The following is an 18,910-nucleotide window of genomic DNA, read 5'->3' on the forward strand; positions in this document are numbered from 1 at the left end:
ATTATAAAAAAATTCCCAAATAATGCCGCTCAAAACCCTTTAATTCTGAAGATAATCCTAAGATTCAGCCCGAAAAAGAGCCAGAAAGGTGAGGATAGCTAGGATGGAAGTGAAAAGCAATTTTGACTCGAAATTATCCCAAGGGATCGATCGCATTTAACGAAACCCTTACCCCAACAGCATAAGACAAGAGAAGGACTTATTAAGGAGAAACCCAGCCATGAAAATCGGCGTAATCAAAGAAAGTGACCAAGGCGAGGCGCGGGTGGCGCTAGTGCCGGATACCGTCGCCCGTTTAGTCAAGGCGGGATTTGAGGTAATTGTCCAAAATGGGGCGGGAATTAGCGCTAACTTTGCCGATAGTGCCTATAGTGCCCTGGGAGCCGCCCTGAGCGAAAACAGCGAATATATCTATGAAACTGCTGATATTATTCTCAAAGTCGTCCCTCCTAGCGATAGCGAGATCGATCGCCTGAAAAATGGTGGTATCCTCATCGGCTTTCTCGATCCCCTGCGTCAGCCCCGGCGCATTGCCAAATTAGCCGAGCGCGGGATCACCGCTTTGAGCATGGAATTAATTCCCCGCAGTAGTCGCGCCCAGAGTATGGATGCCCTCTCCTCTCAGGCTAACCTCGCCGGTTACAAAGCGGTACTCCTCGCCGCCGTGCAGCTGCCGAAAATGTTCCCGATGATGACTACCGCCGCCGGTACGATCGCCCCCGCCAAAGTGCTGGTATTGGGGGCAGGAGTTGCTGGATTGCAAGCTTGCGCTACCGCCCGCCGTTTGGGGGCAGTGGTGGAGGCTTTTGATATTCGTCCCCAAGTCAAAGAAGAAGTGCAGAGTGTCGGGGCGAAATTTATTGAAATGCCCCTAGAAGAAGATACCGTCGCCGATAACGGTTACGCCAAAGAGGTTTCCCTTAGCACACAGGAGCGCATTTGTCAAGCCCTAACGGAACCAATTAAGCGGGCTGATGTGGTGATCACCACAGCCCAAGTACCGGGGAAACAGGCCCCGCTGCTAGTCACCAAAGAGATGATCGCCACCATGAAAGCGGGGTCGGTAATCGTTGATTTAGCGGCGGAACAGGGCGGAAATTGCGCCTACACCCAACCGGGACGAGAAATCATCGTTAATGGGGTAAAAATCGTCGGAGCCGTTAATCTTCCTGCCACAGTGGCCACCAATGCCAGCCAGATGTACGCCAAAAACCTGCAAATGCTGCTACAACTTCTAGTCAGCAAAGAGGGCAGTTTAAACCTCGATTTTGCCGATGACATCATTGATAGTGCCTGTGTCACCCACGCCGGCGAAATCCGCAACCAACGCATTAAATCCGCCCTCAGTGAACAGTTATCCGCTTTTTAGCTATCAGGATTCAGGAGTCAGTATTCAGTATTCAGGAGGCAGTATTCTCCCCACACCCCACACCCCACACCCCACACCCCACACCCCACTTCCCCAATCCCCAAACCCTATCCCCTATTTCTTTAACCAATGACTGCCCAACTTTTAACCGCTTTAGTGGTATTTGTCCTCGCTTCCTTTGTCGGTTTCGAGGTGATCAATAAAGTTCCTCCCACTCTCCATACACCCCTGATGTCGGGAGCGAATGCAATTTCAGGTATCGCCGTTGTTGGTGCGCTCCTCATCGCCGGAGGCACGGATTGGCACGAATTAACCGTAATTTTAGGGTTAATTGCCGTTATTTTGGCGATGGTTAACGTGGTCGGTGGTTTTGTCGTTACCGATCGAATGCTGCAAATGTTCAAGAAAAAAGAGGCTAAATCATGAATAATGCCCTTATCACAGGGATCGAGTTGTCCTATCTACTTGCCGCCATTTTATTTATCATCGGTCTTAAACAATTATCTTCCCCCGCTACCGCCCGTCAAGGCAATTTTCTGGCTGCCATCGGGATGCTAATCGCCATTATTGCCACCTTAATCAATCAAGAAATCCTCAGCTATGGTTTAATCGCCGTGGCGTTGGTGATTGGCTCAATTATCGGCTTGGTTTCGGCGCAAAAAGTCCCGATGACAGCTATGCCCCAAATGGTGGGGATTTTTAACGGTTTAGGCGGTGCTGCCAGTGCTTTAATTGCCATTGGCGAATACTGGCGTTTACTGCAAAGTGGTGAAAATATTGCCTTTGACTCGATACTGATCGCTATTTTGGGTATATTGATCGGCGGTGTCACTTTTACCGGTAGTGTCCTCGCTTTTGCCAAATTACAGGAATTAATCAGTGGCGCGCCCGTAACTTTTCCTTTCCAACAACCCTTTAACATTCTCTTGCTACTCACCTTTTTAGGGGGTAGTGTCTATCTCTTTTTTGATCCCACCTCGATCGATGTTTTCCTGACCTTGGTGGCACTTTCCTTAATTTTCGGGGCTTTATTCGTGCTTCCCATCGGTGGCGGCGATATGCCCGTGGTTATCTCCCTCTTAAACTCTTTTTCGGGACTTGCCGCCAGCGTAGTCGGTTTTATCCTGATGAATAGTATGCTGATCATCGCCGGTGCTTTGGTGGGTGCGTCGGGGATTATCCTGACTCAGATCATGTGTAAAGCCATGAATCGATCGCTGGCTAGTGTACTATTTGGGGCATTTGGTACAGGTGCTAGTGCCGGAGGCGAAGCCAGCGCCACTTCTAGCCTTGATAAATCGGTTCATGCTATTGATTCAGAAGAAGGGGCAATGATGCTCGGTTATGCGCGTTCTGTGGTGATTGTACCCGGTTACGGCATGGCGGTGGCTCAAGCACAACACGCAGTGCGAGAATTGGCTGAACAGTTGGAAAAAAATGGCGTTGAGGTTAAATATGCTATTCACCCCGTGGCGGGAAGAATGCCCGGTCACATGAATGTATTACTGGCCGAAGCTAATGTTCCCTATCCGCAACTCTACGATATGGATGATATTAATCCTGAGTTTGAGCGCGTCGATGTGGCGTTAATTATTGGGGCGAATGATGTGGTTAATCCCGCTGCCCGTCACGATAAGGCTAGTCCGATTTATGGAATGCCAATTCTCGACGTGGATAAGGCACAGCACACGATCGTGATTAAGCGCAGTATGCGATCGGGTTTTGCCGGGGTAGAAAACGAATTATTCTACAATCCCAAAACCTTTATGCTCTTCGGTAGCGCTCAAGATGTGGTAGCACAATTAGTATCACAAGTCAAGGATTTGTCATAATTCTTGACAAATAGGACGGGGTTTTCACCCCGTCTTTTTTTATCTGATTTTCCAGAGTTTAAAGATAATCCAGAACCAATTCCCCTTTGCTCACTTTTTCGGTAATTAAAGTTCTGACTAACTCTAATTCTTCTAGGGTCACTTTACCATCAGACCTCATAGCTAGGGCGATTCTTTCCCTTTCCCCTTGAGTGATCACGCCATCAACACTAGCCTGTTCGATAATAGCTCGCAACTTTTCTAGTTCCTGTTGTTCTTCTGCGGTTAATTCTGCTTGATTAGGACGAGATATTTCCATAAAAATTTCTCCTTGAGTGATCAACACAAACTTGATAATTTTTTTCTAAGTAGTAGAACCCATGGCAGTTATCCCCAGTCAGCATCAGCAATCAGGGACAATGATTTTAGCAAGAGCTAGACCTTGATTCTTGACAGGGAGCCACTAAACCTGAATAGATGATCGATGATAACTGATAGAGCTTACAGTATAGTGATTAATAGAAGCATTTTGCAAAGAATTATCGAGATAAAGAATGGATATTCGATCGACTGACACCTCGCTCCTTACTTGGACAGGAGATACTTTAGCCCTAGGTTTACCAGAAGGAGCCATCGAGATTGCAGGAGAATTGGCAGAATTAAACGATAAACTAGGGGGAAACCTAGGGGATCTCATCTCCGAGACGGAATTCGAAGGAAAATTAGGCAGCAGTGCGGCGACTCGTCTAGGTGGAGGTCCGATTCGCAAATTAATCCTGGTGGGATTGGGAAAAACTGCCGATTTCGACCTGCAAACCCTGCGTCTAGCGGCCGCCGCCATCGCTCGTCTGGCCAAACAACAAAAAAGCCAAGCTCTGGCCATCAGTTTACCAGTAGTTGGCGATCAGTCCGCCACTGCCGGAGCAATCACGGAAGGGCTGCTGCTGGCCACTCATCAGGATACCCGCTTCAAGTCCACTAAGGAGGAAAAAGGAGCCAAATTAGAAACCGTCGAGTTATTGGGTTTAGGAGAGCAAGCATCGGCGATCGCCAAGTCCGAGCAAATCTGTTCCGGGGTGATTCTGGCCAGAGAATTAGTCAATGCTCCCGCTAACACCGTCACCCCCCTGACCATGGCAGAAACCGCCGAGCAAATTGCCGCCGAATACGGATTAAGTCTCAACATTCTGGAACAGGAAGAATGCGAAAGCTTGGGCATGGGAGCCTTCCTAGGAGTGGCCAAAGCCTCGGATATTCCCCCAAAATTCCTTCATTTAATCTATAAACCCCAAGGAACCCCGAAACGTAAACTAGCAATCGTCGGCAAAAGTTTAACCTTTGATTCCGGCGGTTTGAATATTAAAGGGGCCGGCAGTGGCATCGAAACCATGAAAATGGATATGGGGGGTGGTGCCGCCACCCTAGGCGCAGCCAAGGCGATCGCCCAATTACAGCCAGAAGTGGAAGTACACTTTATCTGTCCGGCTACAGAAAATATGATTAGTGGTCGCGCTATGCACCCTGGGGACATTTTAACCGCTTCTAATGGCAAAACTATTGAAGTCAATAACACCGATGCCGAGGGACGATTAACCCTGGCCGATGGCTTGGTTTTTGCGGAAAAATTAGAGGTGGATGCGATCGTAGATCTAGCCACTTTAACCGGGGCCTGTGTCATCGCTTTGGGGGACGATATCGCCGGTTTATGGAGTAGCGATGAGAGTCTCGCAGCTCAAATCCAAGAGGCCGCTAAATTAGCCGGCGAAAAATTCTGGCCAATGCCCCTAGAAGAAAAATATTTCGAGGGGATGAAGTCTCAAATTGCCGATATGAAAAACACCGGCCCGCGCCCCGGCGGTTCCATTACAGCCGCTTTATTTTTGAAGCAATTCATTAATAATACTCCCTGGCTCCACCTAGATATCGCAGGACCGGTCTGGTCCGATAAAGAAAATGGCGTTAATAATTCCGGGGCCACCGGTTTTCCCGTCCGCACTCTAGTTAATTGGGTAATGGCCAATAATTAAGTTATCGGTGATCGGTAAGCGGTATTAGGTGAGGAGTATTTTCACTGTTTACTGTTTACCGATCCCTGAAAAATCTGCCCCACCCCTCACCCCTATCTCAAGGTCGCGAGAGGACTCCCGTTAAACTGCGTAGCGGTTAACGGGAGATGAATCGCGACCAGAATGAAACTAACGCAGTAGCCTTTCCACTTTTGGGGAGTTTTGGTTCTCGACGTATTTTTTTAGTTGTTCGACAGTAACGTCGCCACAACTAGCCACGAAATAAGCTCCCACCCAAAAATAGGGTTTGTTGTCGAAATACTTTGCCGCCAAATCCGGAAATTCTTGTCTAATTAAGCGACTACTAACTGTTTTAAGGTTAGCGATTAGTTTGGTCCATGATTGTAATTAGTTGATATACTAGGCAGTAAGTGTTACAATTTAACTATACATCACATCACGAAACTAACGACAGTGATAACGCTTACCTACCAGTACAAACTAAAGGTAAACAGACAACAGGAACGGGAGATAATCCACATTCTTGATGTTGCCAAAAGCGTTTACAATTACGCACTCTCGGAACGGAAAGATTGGTTAAACTCTCGAAAGTGTCTTGCGGATCGCTGTTCGCTAGTTTCTGAGTACATAATTCCTGCGGATCAACCCTATCCAAATTACTTCGTTCAAGCTAAAAATCTAACGGAAGCTAAAAAAGTTTACCCGATATTAAAGACGGTTAACGCTCAAGTCTTACAGCAAGTTTTAAAAACTGTAGATAAAGCGTTTGACCATATAAAATCGAAAGGCTTCGGCTTTCCTAGATTTAAGAAAAAGATGCGAAGTTTTGTTTTCCCCGCGCTCTCGAAAAATTTTCTAGGTGACGAATACTTAAATTTTCCACAATTGGGAAAAATTCGGATTAGGAAATCTAGGGAGTACCCGTCTGGGTTTGAGCCTAAACAAGCTCGAATTATCCAAAAAGCGTCGGGATTTTACGTTTTGGTTTCTTTCCAATCTCCGGAATTAGTTCCCGATATGACAGTAGGGAAGACCTGTTTAGGAATTGACGCGGGAATTGAGAGTTTTGTCGCTACTTCACGGGGAGATTTAATCAAAGCCCCTCGATTTTTGTTGAAAGTACAGAGTAAGCTTAAATTGCTACAAAGACGCTTGAAACATCAAGTCAAAGGCTCGAACAATTGGTTGAAACTCCAAGATAAGATAGCAAGATTACACGAAAAAGTGTCTAATACTCGTAGAGATTGGCATTTTAAGTTAGCTCATTACCTTTGCGATCTCGCTGATAATATCTTCGTTGAGGATATTAACTTCGTTTCCTGGTCTAGAGGGATTGTTAGAAAACAATCTCTAGATTCGGGTATCGGTAGTTTTATTAATGAGATACTACCGTTTGTTGTTTGGAAACGGGGGAAATATGGCTCTTCGGGAATTGTTATGCAAATAATTAACTTAAAATAAAATTCGATGAGAGCGCCTACGCTCAAAAGTAGCTGAAATCCATACAGGGAAGGACTTAAGGCACAAACAGGTTAATACCAAAAGATAGACAATTGAGTTAAGATTTGATATAATAGCCAAAAACGAGATTATTTTACTTATGATACTTGACAAATTTTTGAACCTAAAAGGAACCTGTATTCAAGGCTATCTACACCTAGAAAATATCGGTATAGTTTGCCGAATCGAATCGAAAAATCAAAAAGCAACCTGTCCTCGTTGTGGGTTAGAGAGCGATAAACTCCACCAAAATCATCGACATTTAGTCAAAGATTTACCAATCTCAGGTCAACCAGTATACCTACAAATTAATCGTCGTCAATTTAAGTGCGATAATTGTCAGAGACCCTTTAGCGAAGAGTTAGATTTTGTCGCCAAGAAACGAACCTATACGAAAAGACTAGCCGCAAATATACTCGAACAATTAAAAGAAGGAGATATTTTAAATGTTAGTCGAATAAATGACGTAACGGAAGAAGAGATTCAAAGAATGATAGAGGACATCGCCGAAGAAATTACAGAGCCAGACCTATCGGAATTAAAAAGACTAGGAATTGATGAAATCGCTCTAGTCAAAGGACAAAAAAATTACTGTGCGGTTTTAGTAAATTTAGATACGGGAAAACTAATAGCTATTCTAGAGAAGCGAACACAAGAAGAGTTGAGAGAAACGCTTACGGGCTGGGGAAAAGAGGTGTTAGAGCAAATTGAAGAAGTGAGCATAGACCTTTGGTTGCCTTATAAAAATTTGGTGAAAGAATTGATGCCATCGGCCGAAGTAGTCGCCGATAGATTCCATGTAATGAAACAAATTAATCAAGAGTTAGACGAACAGAGAAGAGCAGAAAAAAGAGCCGTAGAAGCGCAGAAAAATAAAAAACAGAAAGCGGAAAAAGAAGCGAAGCTAGAAGTTTTAAAGCGAAGTAAATATAGCCTGTTAAAAAATGAAGAAGATTTAACGGAACCCCAAAAAATTAAACTAGAAGCTATCAAAGAAAAATTCCCAAATTTGAAAAAGATGCAGGAATTAAAGGAAGAATTTAGAAAGATTTATGAAACCTCAGAGAATCCGACAGAGGGAATGCTATCCATCTCGGAATGGTTGGCAAAATCCTCCAGTGTTTTTACCAAGAGTTGTCAAACAATCCGAAACTGGTTTGGAGAAATAATTAGTTATTTCGAGCGAAGGACAACGAATGGGGTGGTCGAGGGAATCAACAATAAACTTAAACTAATAAAACGGAGAGGCTATGGCTTTAGAAACTTTCGGAATTTTTGGGTTAGAAGTATGTTATCTTGGCATCTTGTATGTTGATTTAGCATAAAGGGTAACGAAGAGCCGGAAATATTATCTTAAGGTCGATAAAAACGGAACTTCACAGGATTGTCCTAATTGTGGCGCGTTCACTGGTAAAAAGTCGTTATCGGAAAGAGTTCACCGGTGTGATTCTTGCGGTAACATCGAACCGAGAGATACGGCATCAGCAAAGGTAATCGAGAACCGAGGAAAAAACGCGGTCGGACTGACCGTGTTAGAAAACGCTCGCGGAGGCGATTTGACGGGGATCGACCGGGTTAAACTCGGTCGATCTAGTTAAAAGCCTAAGAACCGAGAATCCCCCGCTACACCGCGCTCCGCGGTTAGCGGGGGAGAGTCAATCCCCGATAACTGATAACTGCTAGACTAATTGGGTTACGCTTGCAAGATTAATAAAACCAGTGTCGAGATTAGAATGCAGGGACTTTTAAGAAAACTTTGGCGCGCGATCGAAAACTTTTTTACCCGACTTTTGGGGGGACAAGGAGGAAAGGGGAAAGTACAAGCGATCGAATCTGTTCCCCTAACCGATACAGATTACGAGTTTCTCTATATGCAGTTACTCGATGGAGTGGCCCACGGTTGGCACGAAGGCAGAATTCTGAGATTTTTTGAGAAATTGGGCGATCGAGGTCGGCAAAAAGATTGGGTACAATGGTTAGATCGCTTTGGCACCCGTCTGCAATCCTCCGCTTCCCTTAACCAACTTCTCGCCACCAGAATGATCCGTTTAGGAGAATTAGCCCGCGCTTTCCCGGGGATTGAACGTATTGGTGAAGCTTCCTACGAGATCGGTTATCAACTCTACACCAAAGAAACTGCCACTTTAATCTGGGAATACGCCGGCGAAGATGAGGCCCCGGGCAGTTATTCCCTGCCGCAACCCCCAGAAAATCTCTTATATTCGGGTGAAACTAGCGATTTTAACGGTAATGACCCAGAAAATCCCCAATTAGAAACCCTGACCCTCGATGAATTATTTAACCGTCTGCAAAACGATCCTACCCTGGCGGGCCAAATGGCCGAACAATTAGGCATCGAAAATAAGGACGCAGAAAGCATTATTGATAGTCTCATCGCTCAATTTTCCCCCCAGGAGGGTAAAAACCCTGAAACTGCCGAAGATTGGTTTAATCAGGGCTTAGAACAGGCAAATTTAGGCAATTGGTCAAATGCGATCGCTGATTGGGAACAGGCCTTGACGATCAATCCCCAATTAGCCTCGGCCTGGCATAATCGTGGTGGTGCCTTAGCCATGATCGGTAACTACGAGGAGGCGTTAAATAGTTATGATCGCGCCCTAGAAATCACCCCCAACGATCACCAAGTCATTAACGCTAGGGGCAGCGCCCTATACGGACTGCAACGTTGGCAAGAGGCTTTAGAATGTTGGCAACAGGTGCTAGAAGCAGACGATAATTTTTATCAAGCTTGGTACAATCGCGGCAGTACCCTAGAAAATTTAGGCGAAACCCAAGCAGCGATCGCCTGTTATCAAAAAGCTTTAGGGATTGCGCCAGATTTTGAGCTTGCCCAAACCCGTCTAGAGGCTTTACTAGGGCAAAAACCGCCCGAAGACGACGGTAATCCCCCCGCCTGATTCAATCTGAACTTGAGCAGTGAACAGCCTACAATGAGGAGAGGAGTGCGAAACGTTTAGGCATGAAATAGGGCTGAAATGCCCGAAATAACCGCCTAGCAAGGTCTTCAGTCCCCCGACTGAATCTAAGAGGTCAACCCAGACCAACCTTATAACTGTTTATATGTCCCAACGTTTAGTATCACCCGATACCAAATCAGGCAAGGGGACTCAAGGTCAATACACTTTGTAACAATCAATCACAAATCGTTACAAAGCTGAGAGTAACGGCGATAGCCACCCCCAGATTCAGAAGTCACAACTCTGGGACTGAAGCGGGGAACGGAAGGCTCCTAGATGTAACCTAACATCCAAACCGAGACCACTGCCAACCATCCAAGATTAGGCGTGAGCCAAATGTCCGACTTGAACCATCGTAAACATTGAGTAGTGAAATAGGTTGACACACTACATTCAAAAGAATAAGGGGAATAGTGAGGGTCTTACCTTTCCCACTCACACAGACCTTTAAAGTACCCCGGTGGAGAGGACAAATCTAAAGATGGAATGCCCATATAAACGGAACGTTATAAACCCTTTTAGGCTCTGAGTATCGGTCGAAATACCCAGTAGCGATAAGTGTAAGCGCAAGCCTTCAAGGGTGTGAGATGTAACCAAAAGCCAACGCCTGACAGTAATAATCAGGATATGCTGACGGGTTACGGTTTGATTGTAAGGATAGAGTCTAGTAGGAGTCTATATGACGAAATCGAGAGAAGGTAAAGGATTCGGGAAACCGAAAACCACTAAGACTACGAATGTATGGAAAACTATCAATTGGGCAAAAGTCCAAAGATATGTTTTCAAGCTCCAAAAGAGGATATACCAAGCGGCTAAATCGGGACAGGATGCAAAGGTTAGAAGGTTGCAACGTCTATTGGTGAAATCATACTATGCTCGTTTATTAGCAGTTCGCAAAGTAACCCAAGATAATCAAGGAAAGAAAACAGCAGGAGTCGATGGAATGATAGCAATATCCCCAGAACAAAGGCTAAATCTAACCGAAGAAATCAAAGGAACACTTAAAGCAAAACCGCTAAGAAGGGTATGGATTCCTAAACCCGGCAGGGATGAAAAACGCCCATTAGGAATACCAACCATCAAAGACAGAGCTAGACAAGCGTTGATTAAATCGGCACTTGAACCAGAATGGGAGTCAAAAATGGAAGGAACCAGCTATGGTTTCCGACCCGGAAGGTCTGACCATGACGCTATATCAAGGATATACATCACCATTAATCAAAGTAGCTACTTTGTATTAGATGCTGATATTGCCAAGTGTTTTGACCGAATTAATCACGACTTTTTACTGTCCAAAATTCATTGTCCAAGTTCCCTGAAAAGAGACATAAAACAATGGCTCAAAGCAGGAGTTTTGGATAACGGTGTATTTGAAGAAACAGAAACAGGGACACCACAAGGAGGGGTAATAAGTCCACTACTAGCCAACATCGCACTGGATGGAATGGCAAGATTAATTGAAACACTATTTCCCAAAAAGGGAAATGGTAAAAATCAAGCTGTTTTAATAAGGTACGCCGATGATTTTGTGGTGATTTCACCATCACTCGAAATCATTGAACAGTGCAAAACTGCCATTTCTGAATGGTTAAAGCCTATTGGATTAGAACTTAAACCAGAAAAAACCAGAGTGTGTCACACACTCAAACCTATTGAATACAATGGGAAAATGGAAGAACCCGGTTTTGACTTTCTAGGATTCAATATCAGGCAATATCCAGTAGGAAAATACAAATCTGGGAAAGATGGGGCAAAACGATTAATTGGTCACAAAACCCACATCAAACCCAGCCAAAAAGCAGTTAAAACCCACACAGAAGCGATTAAAGGTGTAATCAAAAAACACAAAACAGCACCTCAATCAGCCCTGATTAGTCGACTAAACCCAATCATTAGAGGTTGGGCTAACTACTACTCAGGAGTAGTATCTATGGATACCTTCAATAAACTAGACAATACAACCTGGTTAATGTTAAGGGCATGGACAGTATCAAGATGCGGTAAAGCGAACTACGAAAAGCTGAGAAATTATTTTAGACCGGATACAGTTAAACTCAGCAATGGGAAAGAAAGACACGAATCTTGGTTATTCAAAACCAAAAACGGTCTCTATCTATGGAAACATAATTGGACACCAATCGTCAGACATACCCTAGTACGCCCCGACGCATCACCATTTGACGGAAATTGGACTTACTGGGCGACCAGACGAGGACAAGCAATCGACACACCGACAAGAGTAGCCAAACTACTCAAAAAGCAACAAGGCAAGTGTAGCCGATGTGGGCAGTATTTCACCCCATCGGATTTAATTGAAGTTGACCACATTCACCCTCTAAGCTTAGGCGGAAAGGATGAATACAAGAACCTTCAATTACTACACCGCCACTGTCACGATGATAAATCGGCATCTGATGGAAGCCCAAAATCATCTACGCTAACACCATTAGAAGTTAGTATAGATAATACAATGACAACCAAAAGAAGTCAAGCTGTATCCTTAACAAGGGAACAGTCAAACTAGGAGCCGTGTGATGCGAAAGTATCACGCACGGTTCTGAATGGGAGGGGAGGTCGGTGACGACCTTCTCGACCCCTAATTAGAGACTAATTTTAATGAATCATGCCCAGCAATGAGTATAAAAAGCAAACCTCCTTCACAATCTCGCCTGATCGGTAATGTTTTATTAGCCGTAGGCGGCTTATTTCTGATTGTTAACCTTCTTTTCCCGCAATTATTTGGCCCTAGCGTCCCCAAAGTTCCCTATAGTCTTTTTATCGACCAAGTGGAAGATGGCAACGTCGCTAGGGTATCCGTGGGACAGAATGAGATTCGTTATCAGCTTAAAAACGACCAAGAGGGCAACTACGGACGAATTTTCAGCACTACACCGATTTTTGACCTAGAATTGCCCAAACGTCTAGAAGCTAAGGGCGTAGAATTCGCCGCTGCGCCACCGCCAAAAAATGGCTGGATTGGCAGTGTCCTTAGTTGGGTGATTCCTCCCCTGATTTTTGTTGGTATTTGGCAATTTTTCCTCGCTCGCAGCGGTGGCGGTGGTCCGGCCGGGGCTTTATCGATTACCAAAAGTCGCGCTAAAGTCTATGTGGAAGGAGACACCACCAAAACCACTTTTAAAGATGTGGCCGGTGTGGAAGAAGCGAAAACCGAATTAGCCGAAATCGTCGAATTTCTCAAATATCCCCAACGTTACATTCAAATCGGGGCGCGGATTCCCAAGGGTGTCCTCTTAGTCGGTCCGCCGGGGACAGGGAAAACCCTGCTGGCAAAAGCAGTAGCGGGAGAAGCGGGAGTTTCTTTTTTTAGTATCTCGGGTTCGGAATTCGTGGAACTCTTTGTCGGTGCGGGTGCGGCCCGAGTGCGAGATCTGTTTGAACAGGCCAAGAAAAAAGCCCCCTGTATTATTTTTATCGATGAATTAGACGCGATCGGTAAATCTCGCGCTAACGGTAATTTTATGGGGGGTAACGATGAACGGGAACAGACTTTAAACCAATTATTGACGGAAATGGACGGTTTTAACGCTGGTGATGCGACGGTGATCGTGCTGGCCGCTACTAATCGCCCCGAAACTCTTGATACCGCCCTTTTACGCCCCGGCCGTTTTGATCGTCAAGTGTTAGTTGATCGCCCCGATCTGGCTGGACGCTTAAAAATCCTCGAAATCTACGCAGGTAAGGTAAAATTAGGATCGGGTGTGGATTTAAAACAGATTGCTACCCGTACCCCCGGTTTTGCTGGTGCTGACTTAGCTAATCTAGTCAATGAGGCGGCTTTATTGGCAGCGCGTAATCAACGCAGCACCGTCGCCCAAGAGGACTTTAATGAGGCAATCGAGCGGGTAGTGGCCGGTTTAGAGAAGAAAAGCCGGGTTCTCTCGGAAAAAGAGAAGAAAATCGTCGCTTATCACGAAGTTGGTCACGCTCTCGTCGGTGCAGTTATGCCGGGGGGTGGTAAAGTTGCTAAGATTTCGATCGTGCCTCGCGGCATGGCAGCCCTCGGTTATACCCTGCAAATGCCCACGGAAGACCGTTTCCTGATGGATGATACGGAATTACGCGACCAAATTGCTACTCTTTTAGGTGGTCGGGCCGCCGAAGAAATTGTCTTTGGTAGTATTACTACTGGGGCCGCTAATGACCTGCAGCGGGCGACGGACTTGGCCGAACGCATGGTGACGACCTATGGTATGAGTAAGACCCTGGGGCCCCTAGCCTACGAAAAAGGTCAACAGAATAGTTTTCTGGGAGATGGCATGATGAATCCTCGGCGCTTGGTGAGCGATGATACGGCCAAAGCGATCGATAATGAAGTGAAAGAGATTGTCGAAAATGGTCATCAGCAGGCCCTGGATATCCTTGCTCAAAATCGCGATTTGCTCGAAGAAATTGCCCAAGAAATCCTCAGTAAAGAGGTGATTGAAGGGGAACAGTTGCAGGCTCTGCTCGATCGCGTTAAACCCCTCGATCGAGAACCTGTTACTGTTTAGATTGATTTGATTTTTACCTTACCCCATCTTTGTTCAAGATGGGGTTTTTTATCCAGAAATTTTGACTTTTAAGAGGGATTGGGGCTGAATATTGAGGAGATAATCAAGAAAAGTCTTGGCGATTACCGATAGTTTTTTATCCTTGGGATAAACCACATACCAATGGCGTTGGATGGGAAAATCTTCCACGTCAAGGATGGTAAATTCCCCATTGGGATGATCTAAATTTAAGACGTGCTGAGACAGAACCGAAATTCCTAAACCACCGGCGACCGCTTGTTTAATGGCTTCATTATTGCCGATTTCCAAACGCAAAGATACAGTGATGCCATGGTCGAGAAAAATTTGCTGCACTGCCCGTCTAATTCCCGATCCCATTTCCCGCATGATAAAAGGTTCCCCTTGCAGCCGTTTAATCGGAATTTTTTTCTGTCCCGCTAGGGGGTGATCTTTGCGGGCAATAACGACAAGGGGATTTTCCAGAAACGGTCGAATCTCCAGGTTTAGATCTTCGGGGGGTTCGCTTAAAATATATAGGTCATCAACATTATTGATTATCCTTGCTTCTAGCTCTTGGTGATTGGTCAATTCTAGGGACACATCTACCCCTTGGTACTGTTGACAAAAAGGACCTAGGATCTGAGGGATTAAATATTGGGCTGTGGATACCGCCGCTAAACGCAGTTTACCCTGTTTAATGCCCTTGATAGCAGCGATCGCCATCTCAAAGTTATCAATATCCTTGAGGACTGCCTGACAGGTTACTAATAAACCGCGTCCTGCCTCGGTTAAATACAAACGTTTGCCTATCTGTTCAAATAGGGGCAGACCCACTGCTTTAGTCAGTTGTTTCATCTGGGTGGAAACCGTGGGTTGGGTGATCGATAGTTCTTCGGCAGCCCTGGTGAAACTGCCATGACGAGCCGTCGCTTCAAAGACGATCAGTTGATGTAAAGTGGCTTGAATCAAGAGAAGCCTCTAGAGCGCTACACTTCTGTTACTGCCTTGAGGAGCTTTGCTAAACAGAAGCAGGAATGGAGGGGAACGGGAGAAAACTTCCCACACTGCTTATATCATAGGTTTAAATCAATACTTTTGTAAAGATATATCGATTTAAACTCAATTTACAAAAATTTGCTTGTCAAGATATCCGTTCTAGTATAGATTTATAACAATCGATCTTTAAAAACCATAAAGTTTTGTCTATCAAGGCTGGTCTGTCAACCGCCGGCTTTGTTGTGGCAAAAAATCCTTTGCTCAGTTGGATTCTCATGCAAATAACCCATCGTATTCATTTTGACAATTTGCGGGGCGATATATTCGGTGGTCTAACAGCTGCCATCGTTTCTCTCCCTCTAGCTCTCGCTTTCGGGGTAGCTTCTGGGGCTGGTGCGATCGGGGCCAGTTTAACCGCCAAAAATCCCGACTTAGGCTTACCCGCGGACTTGACGTTGTCCAAAGTTCTGCCCGCAACAGGTTTGCTTAAGGGGTAAAGGGCCTTACTCTTACTCTCTTTCAGCTTTTGAAGGTTGATTTAGTTCGTTTATATTCAATACTCCTCATCAGGGGAGGCTTAAGGAGGTATTCGTGGATTTTTTCTCATTGTTTGTCATGGACTTTATCCAGCAGTTGCAGTCGCCAACACTGGCCTTTTTGATTGGTGGGATGATCATTGCTGCTCTCGGGAGTGAATTGGTCATTCCAGAGTCGATTTGTACGATCATCGTCTTCATGCTGCTGACCAAAATCGGTCTGACCGGCGGGATTGCCATCCGCAATTCCAACCTGACGGAAATGGTATTACCAATGATCTTTGCCGTCATAGTAGGGATTATTGTGGTCTTCGTCGCGCGCTATACCTTAGCCAATCTGCCCAAGGTGAAAGTGGTCGATGCGATCGCAACTGGGGGGTTATTTGGAGCCGTGAGTGGCTCGACTATGGCAGCCGGTCTGACGGTACTCGAAGAACAAAAGATCCCCTACGAGGCCTGGGCCGGCGCACTCTATCCCTTTATGGATATCCCGGCGCTGGTAACGGCGATCGTGGTGGCTAACATTTATCTTAACAAGAAGAAGCAGAAAGAAGCGGCCTACGACCAAGAGTCTTTTAGCAAGCAGCCGGTGGCGGCTGGGAATTATTCCGATCAGCAGGATTATCCCAGCAGTCGGCAGGAGTATCTCAGCCAGCAGCAGCCGGCGGATAATCGGGTCAAGATCTGGCCGATCATTGAGGAAAGCCTGCGCGGACCGGCCCTATCGGCCATGTTATTAGGTTTGGCTTTGGGCATATTCACCCAGCCGGAAAGTGTCTATAAAAGCTTCTACGATCCCCTCTTTCGCGGCTTGCTTTCGGTCTTGATGCTAGTCATGGGGATGGAGGCTTGGTCACGGGTGGGTGAACTGCGTAAGGTAGCCCAGTGGTATGTCGTCTATAGCGTCATAGCACCGTTTGTACATGGGCTAATCGCCTTCGGTCTCGGCATGATTGCCCACTACGCCACCGGTTTCAGTTGGGGCGGTGTGGTCATGCTGGCCGTCATCGCTTCCTCTAGTTCCGACATCTCTGGGCCGCCCACGTTGCGGGCCGGTATCCCCTCGGCTAATCCCTCCGCCTATATAGGTGCGTCCACGGCCATCGGTACGCCCGTAGCGATCGGCTTGTGCATACCCTTCTTCGTTGGTCTCGCCCAGGCCCTCAGCGGCGGCTAGGATTGTGGTCGGTGGGCGCTCCCTTGACGGGGCTTACCAAGCAAATAAATGTACACATTTAAGGAGATAATCAACATGGCCAAACCAGCCAAAAAGCTCGTCATCGTCACAGAAAAGATTTTGCTGAAAAAAGTCGCCAAGATCATCGAAGAATGCGGGGCGAGTGGTTACACGGTGATGGATACTGGCGGTAAAGGCAGTCGCAACGTGCGCTCGTCGGGACAACCCCACGTTTCCGAAACCGACAGTAATGTTAAGTTCGAGATACTTACCCCCGATCGAATTATGGCCCAGAATATTGCCAAGCAGGTGGCCGATCAGTTTTTCCTCAATTTTGCGGGCATGATCTATCTCTGTGATGCGGAGGTTCTGTACGGACAGAGTTTCTGTGGACCAGAGGGCTGTGATATCTAACCGGACCATGACTCCGGCACTCTAGGGCCACCGCATCCCCAGCTTGACTGTCCTTGAGCGGTGGCCCTTTTTCCTATCCCCCAGTTTTATGACCACCTAACACCTTTAACCCTCATCCCCTTAAACTCATGATTTTGTCCCATATTCTGCCTCCTTCGATCGGGGAGATAGCGGCTCCCATGACTCCGCTCCCCTTGCTCGCCACCGTTGTGGCCGAGGATTCACCGATTATTCTCTCCGGGGTATTGCTGACGCTGGTGGTGATTTATCTGGCCAGCAAGCTCGGCGCGGAGGCCGCCAGACGATTGGATTTTCCGCCCGTACTGGGAGAACTGGTCGCCGGTGTGATCGTCGGCGTTTCGGCACTGCATCTGCTCATCTTTCCCGAAGGGGGACTATCGGCCTCCGACTCGCTGATTATGACGGTACTGCAAGGTTTGAATCAATTGGCCCCGGCTGCCGTAGAGCGGATCTTTGAGTCCCAAAGTGAAGTGATTTCGGTTCTAGCTGAAATCGGTGTGATTATTCTGCTGTTTGAAATTGGCCTGGAATCGGATCTGCGACAACTCAAGGAAGTGGGAATTCAAGCCACGGTGGTGGCCTGTGTGGGGGTGGCGGCACCTTTTGCGGCAGGTACGGCCGGGTTAATGCTCGTCTTTCATGTGGCGGCTATCCCGGCGATTTTTGCGGGGGCAGCCTTGACGGCAACCAGTATCGGTATTACCTCGAAGGTGTTGTCAGAGTTAGGTCAACTCAAATCCAAAGAAGGGCAAATTATTGTCGGCGCGGCGGTGATCGATGATGTCCTCGGTATTATTGTTCTGGCTGTGGTCGCTAGTTTAGCCAAAACCGGTGAGATTGATGTGACCAATGTTATTTATCTGATTGTCAGCGCTACGGCCTTTTTGATCGGATCAATTTTGTTGGGAGGTATTTTTAACAAAAGTTTTGTGGCGATCGTGGAGCGGCTGAAAACGCGGGGAAATATTGTTATTCCCGCATTTGTCTTCGCTTTCTTTATGGCATTTTTGGGTAACGCTATTCATCTTGAAGCAATTTTAGGGGCTTTTGCTGCGGGTTTGGTGCTTGATGAAACTGATACCCGCAACGAGTTGGATGAGTTAATTAAACCGATCGCCGATTTGCTTGTGCCGATTTTCTTTGTGACGGTGGGAGCGCGTGCCGACCTCGGTGTTTTAAACCCAACGGTACCGGAGAATCGGGCCGGACTTTTGATCGCTGTCTTTTTGATGGTTGTGGCGATTATCGGTAAACTGGTGACGGGCTGGGCAGTTTTTGGCCTATCTGGAATCAATCGTCTCGCCATCGGTGTGGGTATGATTCCCCGGGGTGAGGTGGGTCTAGTTTTTGCCGGGATTGGTTCGGCCAGCGGAATTTTGGATAAGCCTTTGGAGGTGTCGATTATTATTATGGTGATCCTGACCACTTTCCTCGCTCCTCCCTTCCTCAGAGTCGCTTTTGGTAAGACGGAAGCTGTTCCCGAAACCCTGGAAGGCAAGGAGCCAGCTAATCCTATTACTTAATTTTGCGGGTAAAATCTGATTTTTTAGACGAGGCTGAAAATACTTCA

Annotated in this window: 14 protein-coding genes and 3 pseudogenes; 14 read left to right on the forward strand and 3 right to left on the reverse strand. The window is 46.4% G+C overall.

Translation table 11 applies throughout. The annotated features are described in order from the left end of the window. Positions 1–220 precede the first annotated feature (220 nt). The 3 genes from MAE_RS27080 (at position 221) to MAE_RS27090 (ending at position 3,201) form a co-directional block, all read left to right on the forward strand. A complete protein-coding gene (locus tag MAE_RS27080; RefSeq protein WP_012268313.1) occupies positions 221–1,369 on the forward strand; it encodes a Re/Si-specific NAD(P)(+) transhydrogenase subunit alpha in 1,149 nt (382 codons plus the stop codon). A gap of 129 nt (positions 1,370–1,498) precedes the next feature. Beyond that, positions 1,499–1,795, forward strand: a complete 297-nt coding sequence (locus MAE_RS27085) for an NAD(P) transhydrogenase subunit alpha (protein WP_002733247.1) — start codon at positions 1,499–1,501, stop codon at positions 1,793–1,795. Continuing rightward, the gene (locus MAE_RS27090; protein WP_002757688.1) at positions 1,792–3,201 is read left to right on the forward strand and encodes an NAD(P)(+) transhydrogenase (Re/Si-specific) subunit beta; all 1,410 of its coding nucleotides are present in this window, start codon (positions 1,792–1,794) and stop codon (positions 3,199–3,201) included. Before MAE_RS27085 ends, MAE_RS27090 begins: the two co-directional genes overlap by 4 nt. A 58-nt stretch (positions 3,202–3,259) precedes the next feature. Here the strand turns inward: MAE_RS27090 and MAE_RS27095 are convergent, their stop codons facing one another. Further along, complete coding sequence (locus tag MAE_RS27095; protein WP_002757689.1) at positions 3,260–3,499, reverse strand: hypothetical protein; 240 nt, start codon at positions 3,497–3,499, stop codon at positions 3,260–3,262. Positions 3,500–3,734: 235 nt separating this feature from the next. On the opposite strand from MAE_RS27095, the gene MAE_RS27100 reads away from it, so the two are divergent. After that, complete coding sequence (locus MAE_RS27100) at positions 3,735–5,207, forward strand: leucyl aminopeptidase (protein WP_012268315.1); 1,473 nt, start codon at positions 3,735–3,737, stop codon at positions 5,205–5,207. 168 nt (positions 5,208–5,375) lie between these two features. Here the strand turns inward: MAE_RS27100 and MAE_RS31260 are convergent. Beyond that, positions 5,376–5,582 (reverse strand): annotated as a pseudogene (locus MAE_RS31260) (IS200/IS605 family transposase); the annotation flags it as partial. Positions 5,583–5,660: 78 nt separating this feature from the next. On the opposite strand from MAE_RS31260, the pseudogene MAE_RS27105 reads away from it, so the two are divergent. The 6 genes and pseudogenes from MAE_RS27105 to ftsH4 all read left to right on the forward strand — a co-directional run. Then, a pseudogene (locus tag MAE_RS27105) lies at positions 5,661–6,626 on the forward strand (RNA-guided endonuclease InsQ/TnpB family protein); the annotation flags it as partial. Between the two features lie 181 nt (positions 6,627–6,807). Next, entirely contained in the window at positions 6,808–8,022 is a 1,215-nt protein-coding gene (locus MAE_RS27110; RefSeq protein ID WP_012266664.1) for an ISL3-like element ISMae36 family transposase, read from the forward strand. Positions 8,023–8,041: 19 nt separating this feature from the next. Next, positions 8,042–8,305: pseudogene (locus tag MAE_RS31265) on the forward strand (zinc ribbon domain-containing protein); the annotation flags it as partial. A 135-nt stretch (positions 8,306–8,440) separates the two neighbouring features. Beyond that, positions 8,441–9,625, forward strand: coding sequence for a tetratricopeptide repeat protein (locus tag MAE_RS27115; RefSeq protein ID WP_012268317.1), 1,185 nt, complete (start codon positions 8,441–8,443; stop codon positions 9,623–9,625). 739 nt (positions 9,626–10,364) lie between these two features. Then, positions 10,365–12,209, forward strand: coding sequence for a group II intron reverse transcriptase/maturase (ltrA, locus tag MAE_RS27120; protein ID WP_012268318.1), 1,845 nt, complete (start codon positions 10,365–10,367; stop codon positions 12,207–12,209). Between the two features lie 109 nt (positions 12,210–12,318). Then, a complete protein-coding gene (ftsH4, locus tag MAE_RS27125; protein WP_012268319.1) occupies positions 12,319–14,196 on the forward strand; it encodes an ATP-dependent zinc metalloprotease FtsH4 in 1,878 nt (625 codons plus the stop codon). A 48-nt stretch (positions 14,197–14,244) separates the two neighbouring features. On the opposite strand, the gene MAE_RS27130 is transcribed toward ftsH4, so the two are convergent. Then, on the reverse strand, positions 14,245–15,165 hold the full coding sequence (locus tag MAE_RS27130; protein WP_012268320.1) for a LysR family transcriptional regulator: 921 nt from the start codon (positions 15,163–15,165) through the stop codon (positions 14,245–14,247). A 230-nt stretch (positions 15,166–15,395) separates the two neighbouring features. Between MAE_RS27130 and MAE_RS27135 the strand changes: the two genes are divergently transcribed. From MAE_RS27135 to MAE_RS27150, 4 genes are all read left to right on the forward strand, one after another. Next, positions 15,396–15,689: a sulfate permease gene (locus MAE_RS27135; RefSeq protein ID WP_041804461.1), complete on the forward strand. Its 294-nt coding sequence runs from the start codon at positions 15,396–15,398 to the stop codon at positions 15,687–15,689. 94 nt (positions 15,690–15,783) lie between these two features. Continuing rightward, positions 15,784–16,905 (forward strand): sodium-dependent bicarbonate transport family permease, encoded by a 1,122-nt coding sequence (locus MAE_RS27140; RefSeq protein ID WP_012268322.1) that lies wholly within the window; start codon positions 15,784–15,786, stop codon positions 16,903–16,905. Positions 16,906–16,980: 75 nt separating this feature from the next. Further along, positions 16,981–17,319: a P-II family nitrogen regulator gene (locus MAE_RS27145; protein WP_012268323.1), complete on the forward strand. Its 339-nt coding sequence runs from the start codon at positions 16,981–16,983 to the stop codon at positions 17,317–17,319. A 128-nt stretch (positions 17,320–17,447) separates the two neighbouring features. Continuing rightward, positions 17,448–18,863, forward strand: a complete 1,416-nt coding sequence (locus MAE_RS27150; RefSeq protein WP_041804464.1) for a cation:proton antiporter — start codon at positions 17,448–17,450, stop codon at positions 18,861–18,863. Positions 18,864–18,910: the final 47 nt, after the last annotated feature.

This window comes from Microcystis aeruginosa NIES-843, assembly GCF_000010625.1.
Lineage (GTDB): Bacteria > Cyanobacteriota > Cyanobacteriia > Cyanobacteriales > Microcystaceae > Microcystis > Microcystis aeruginosa.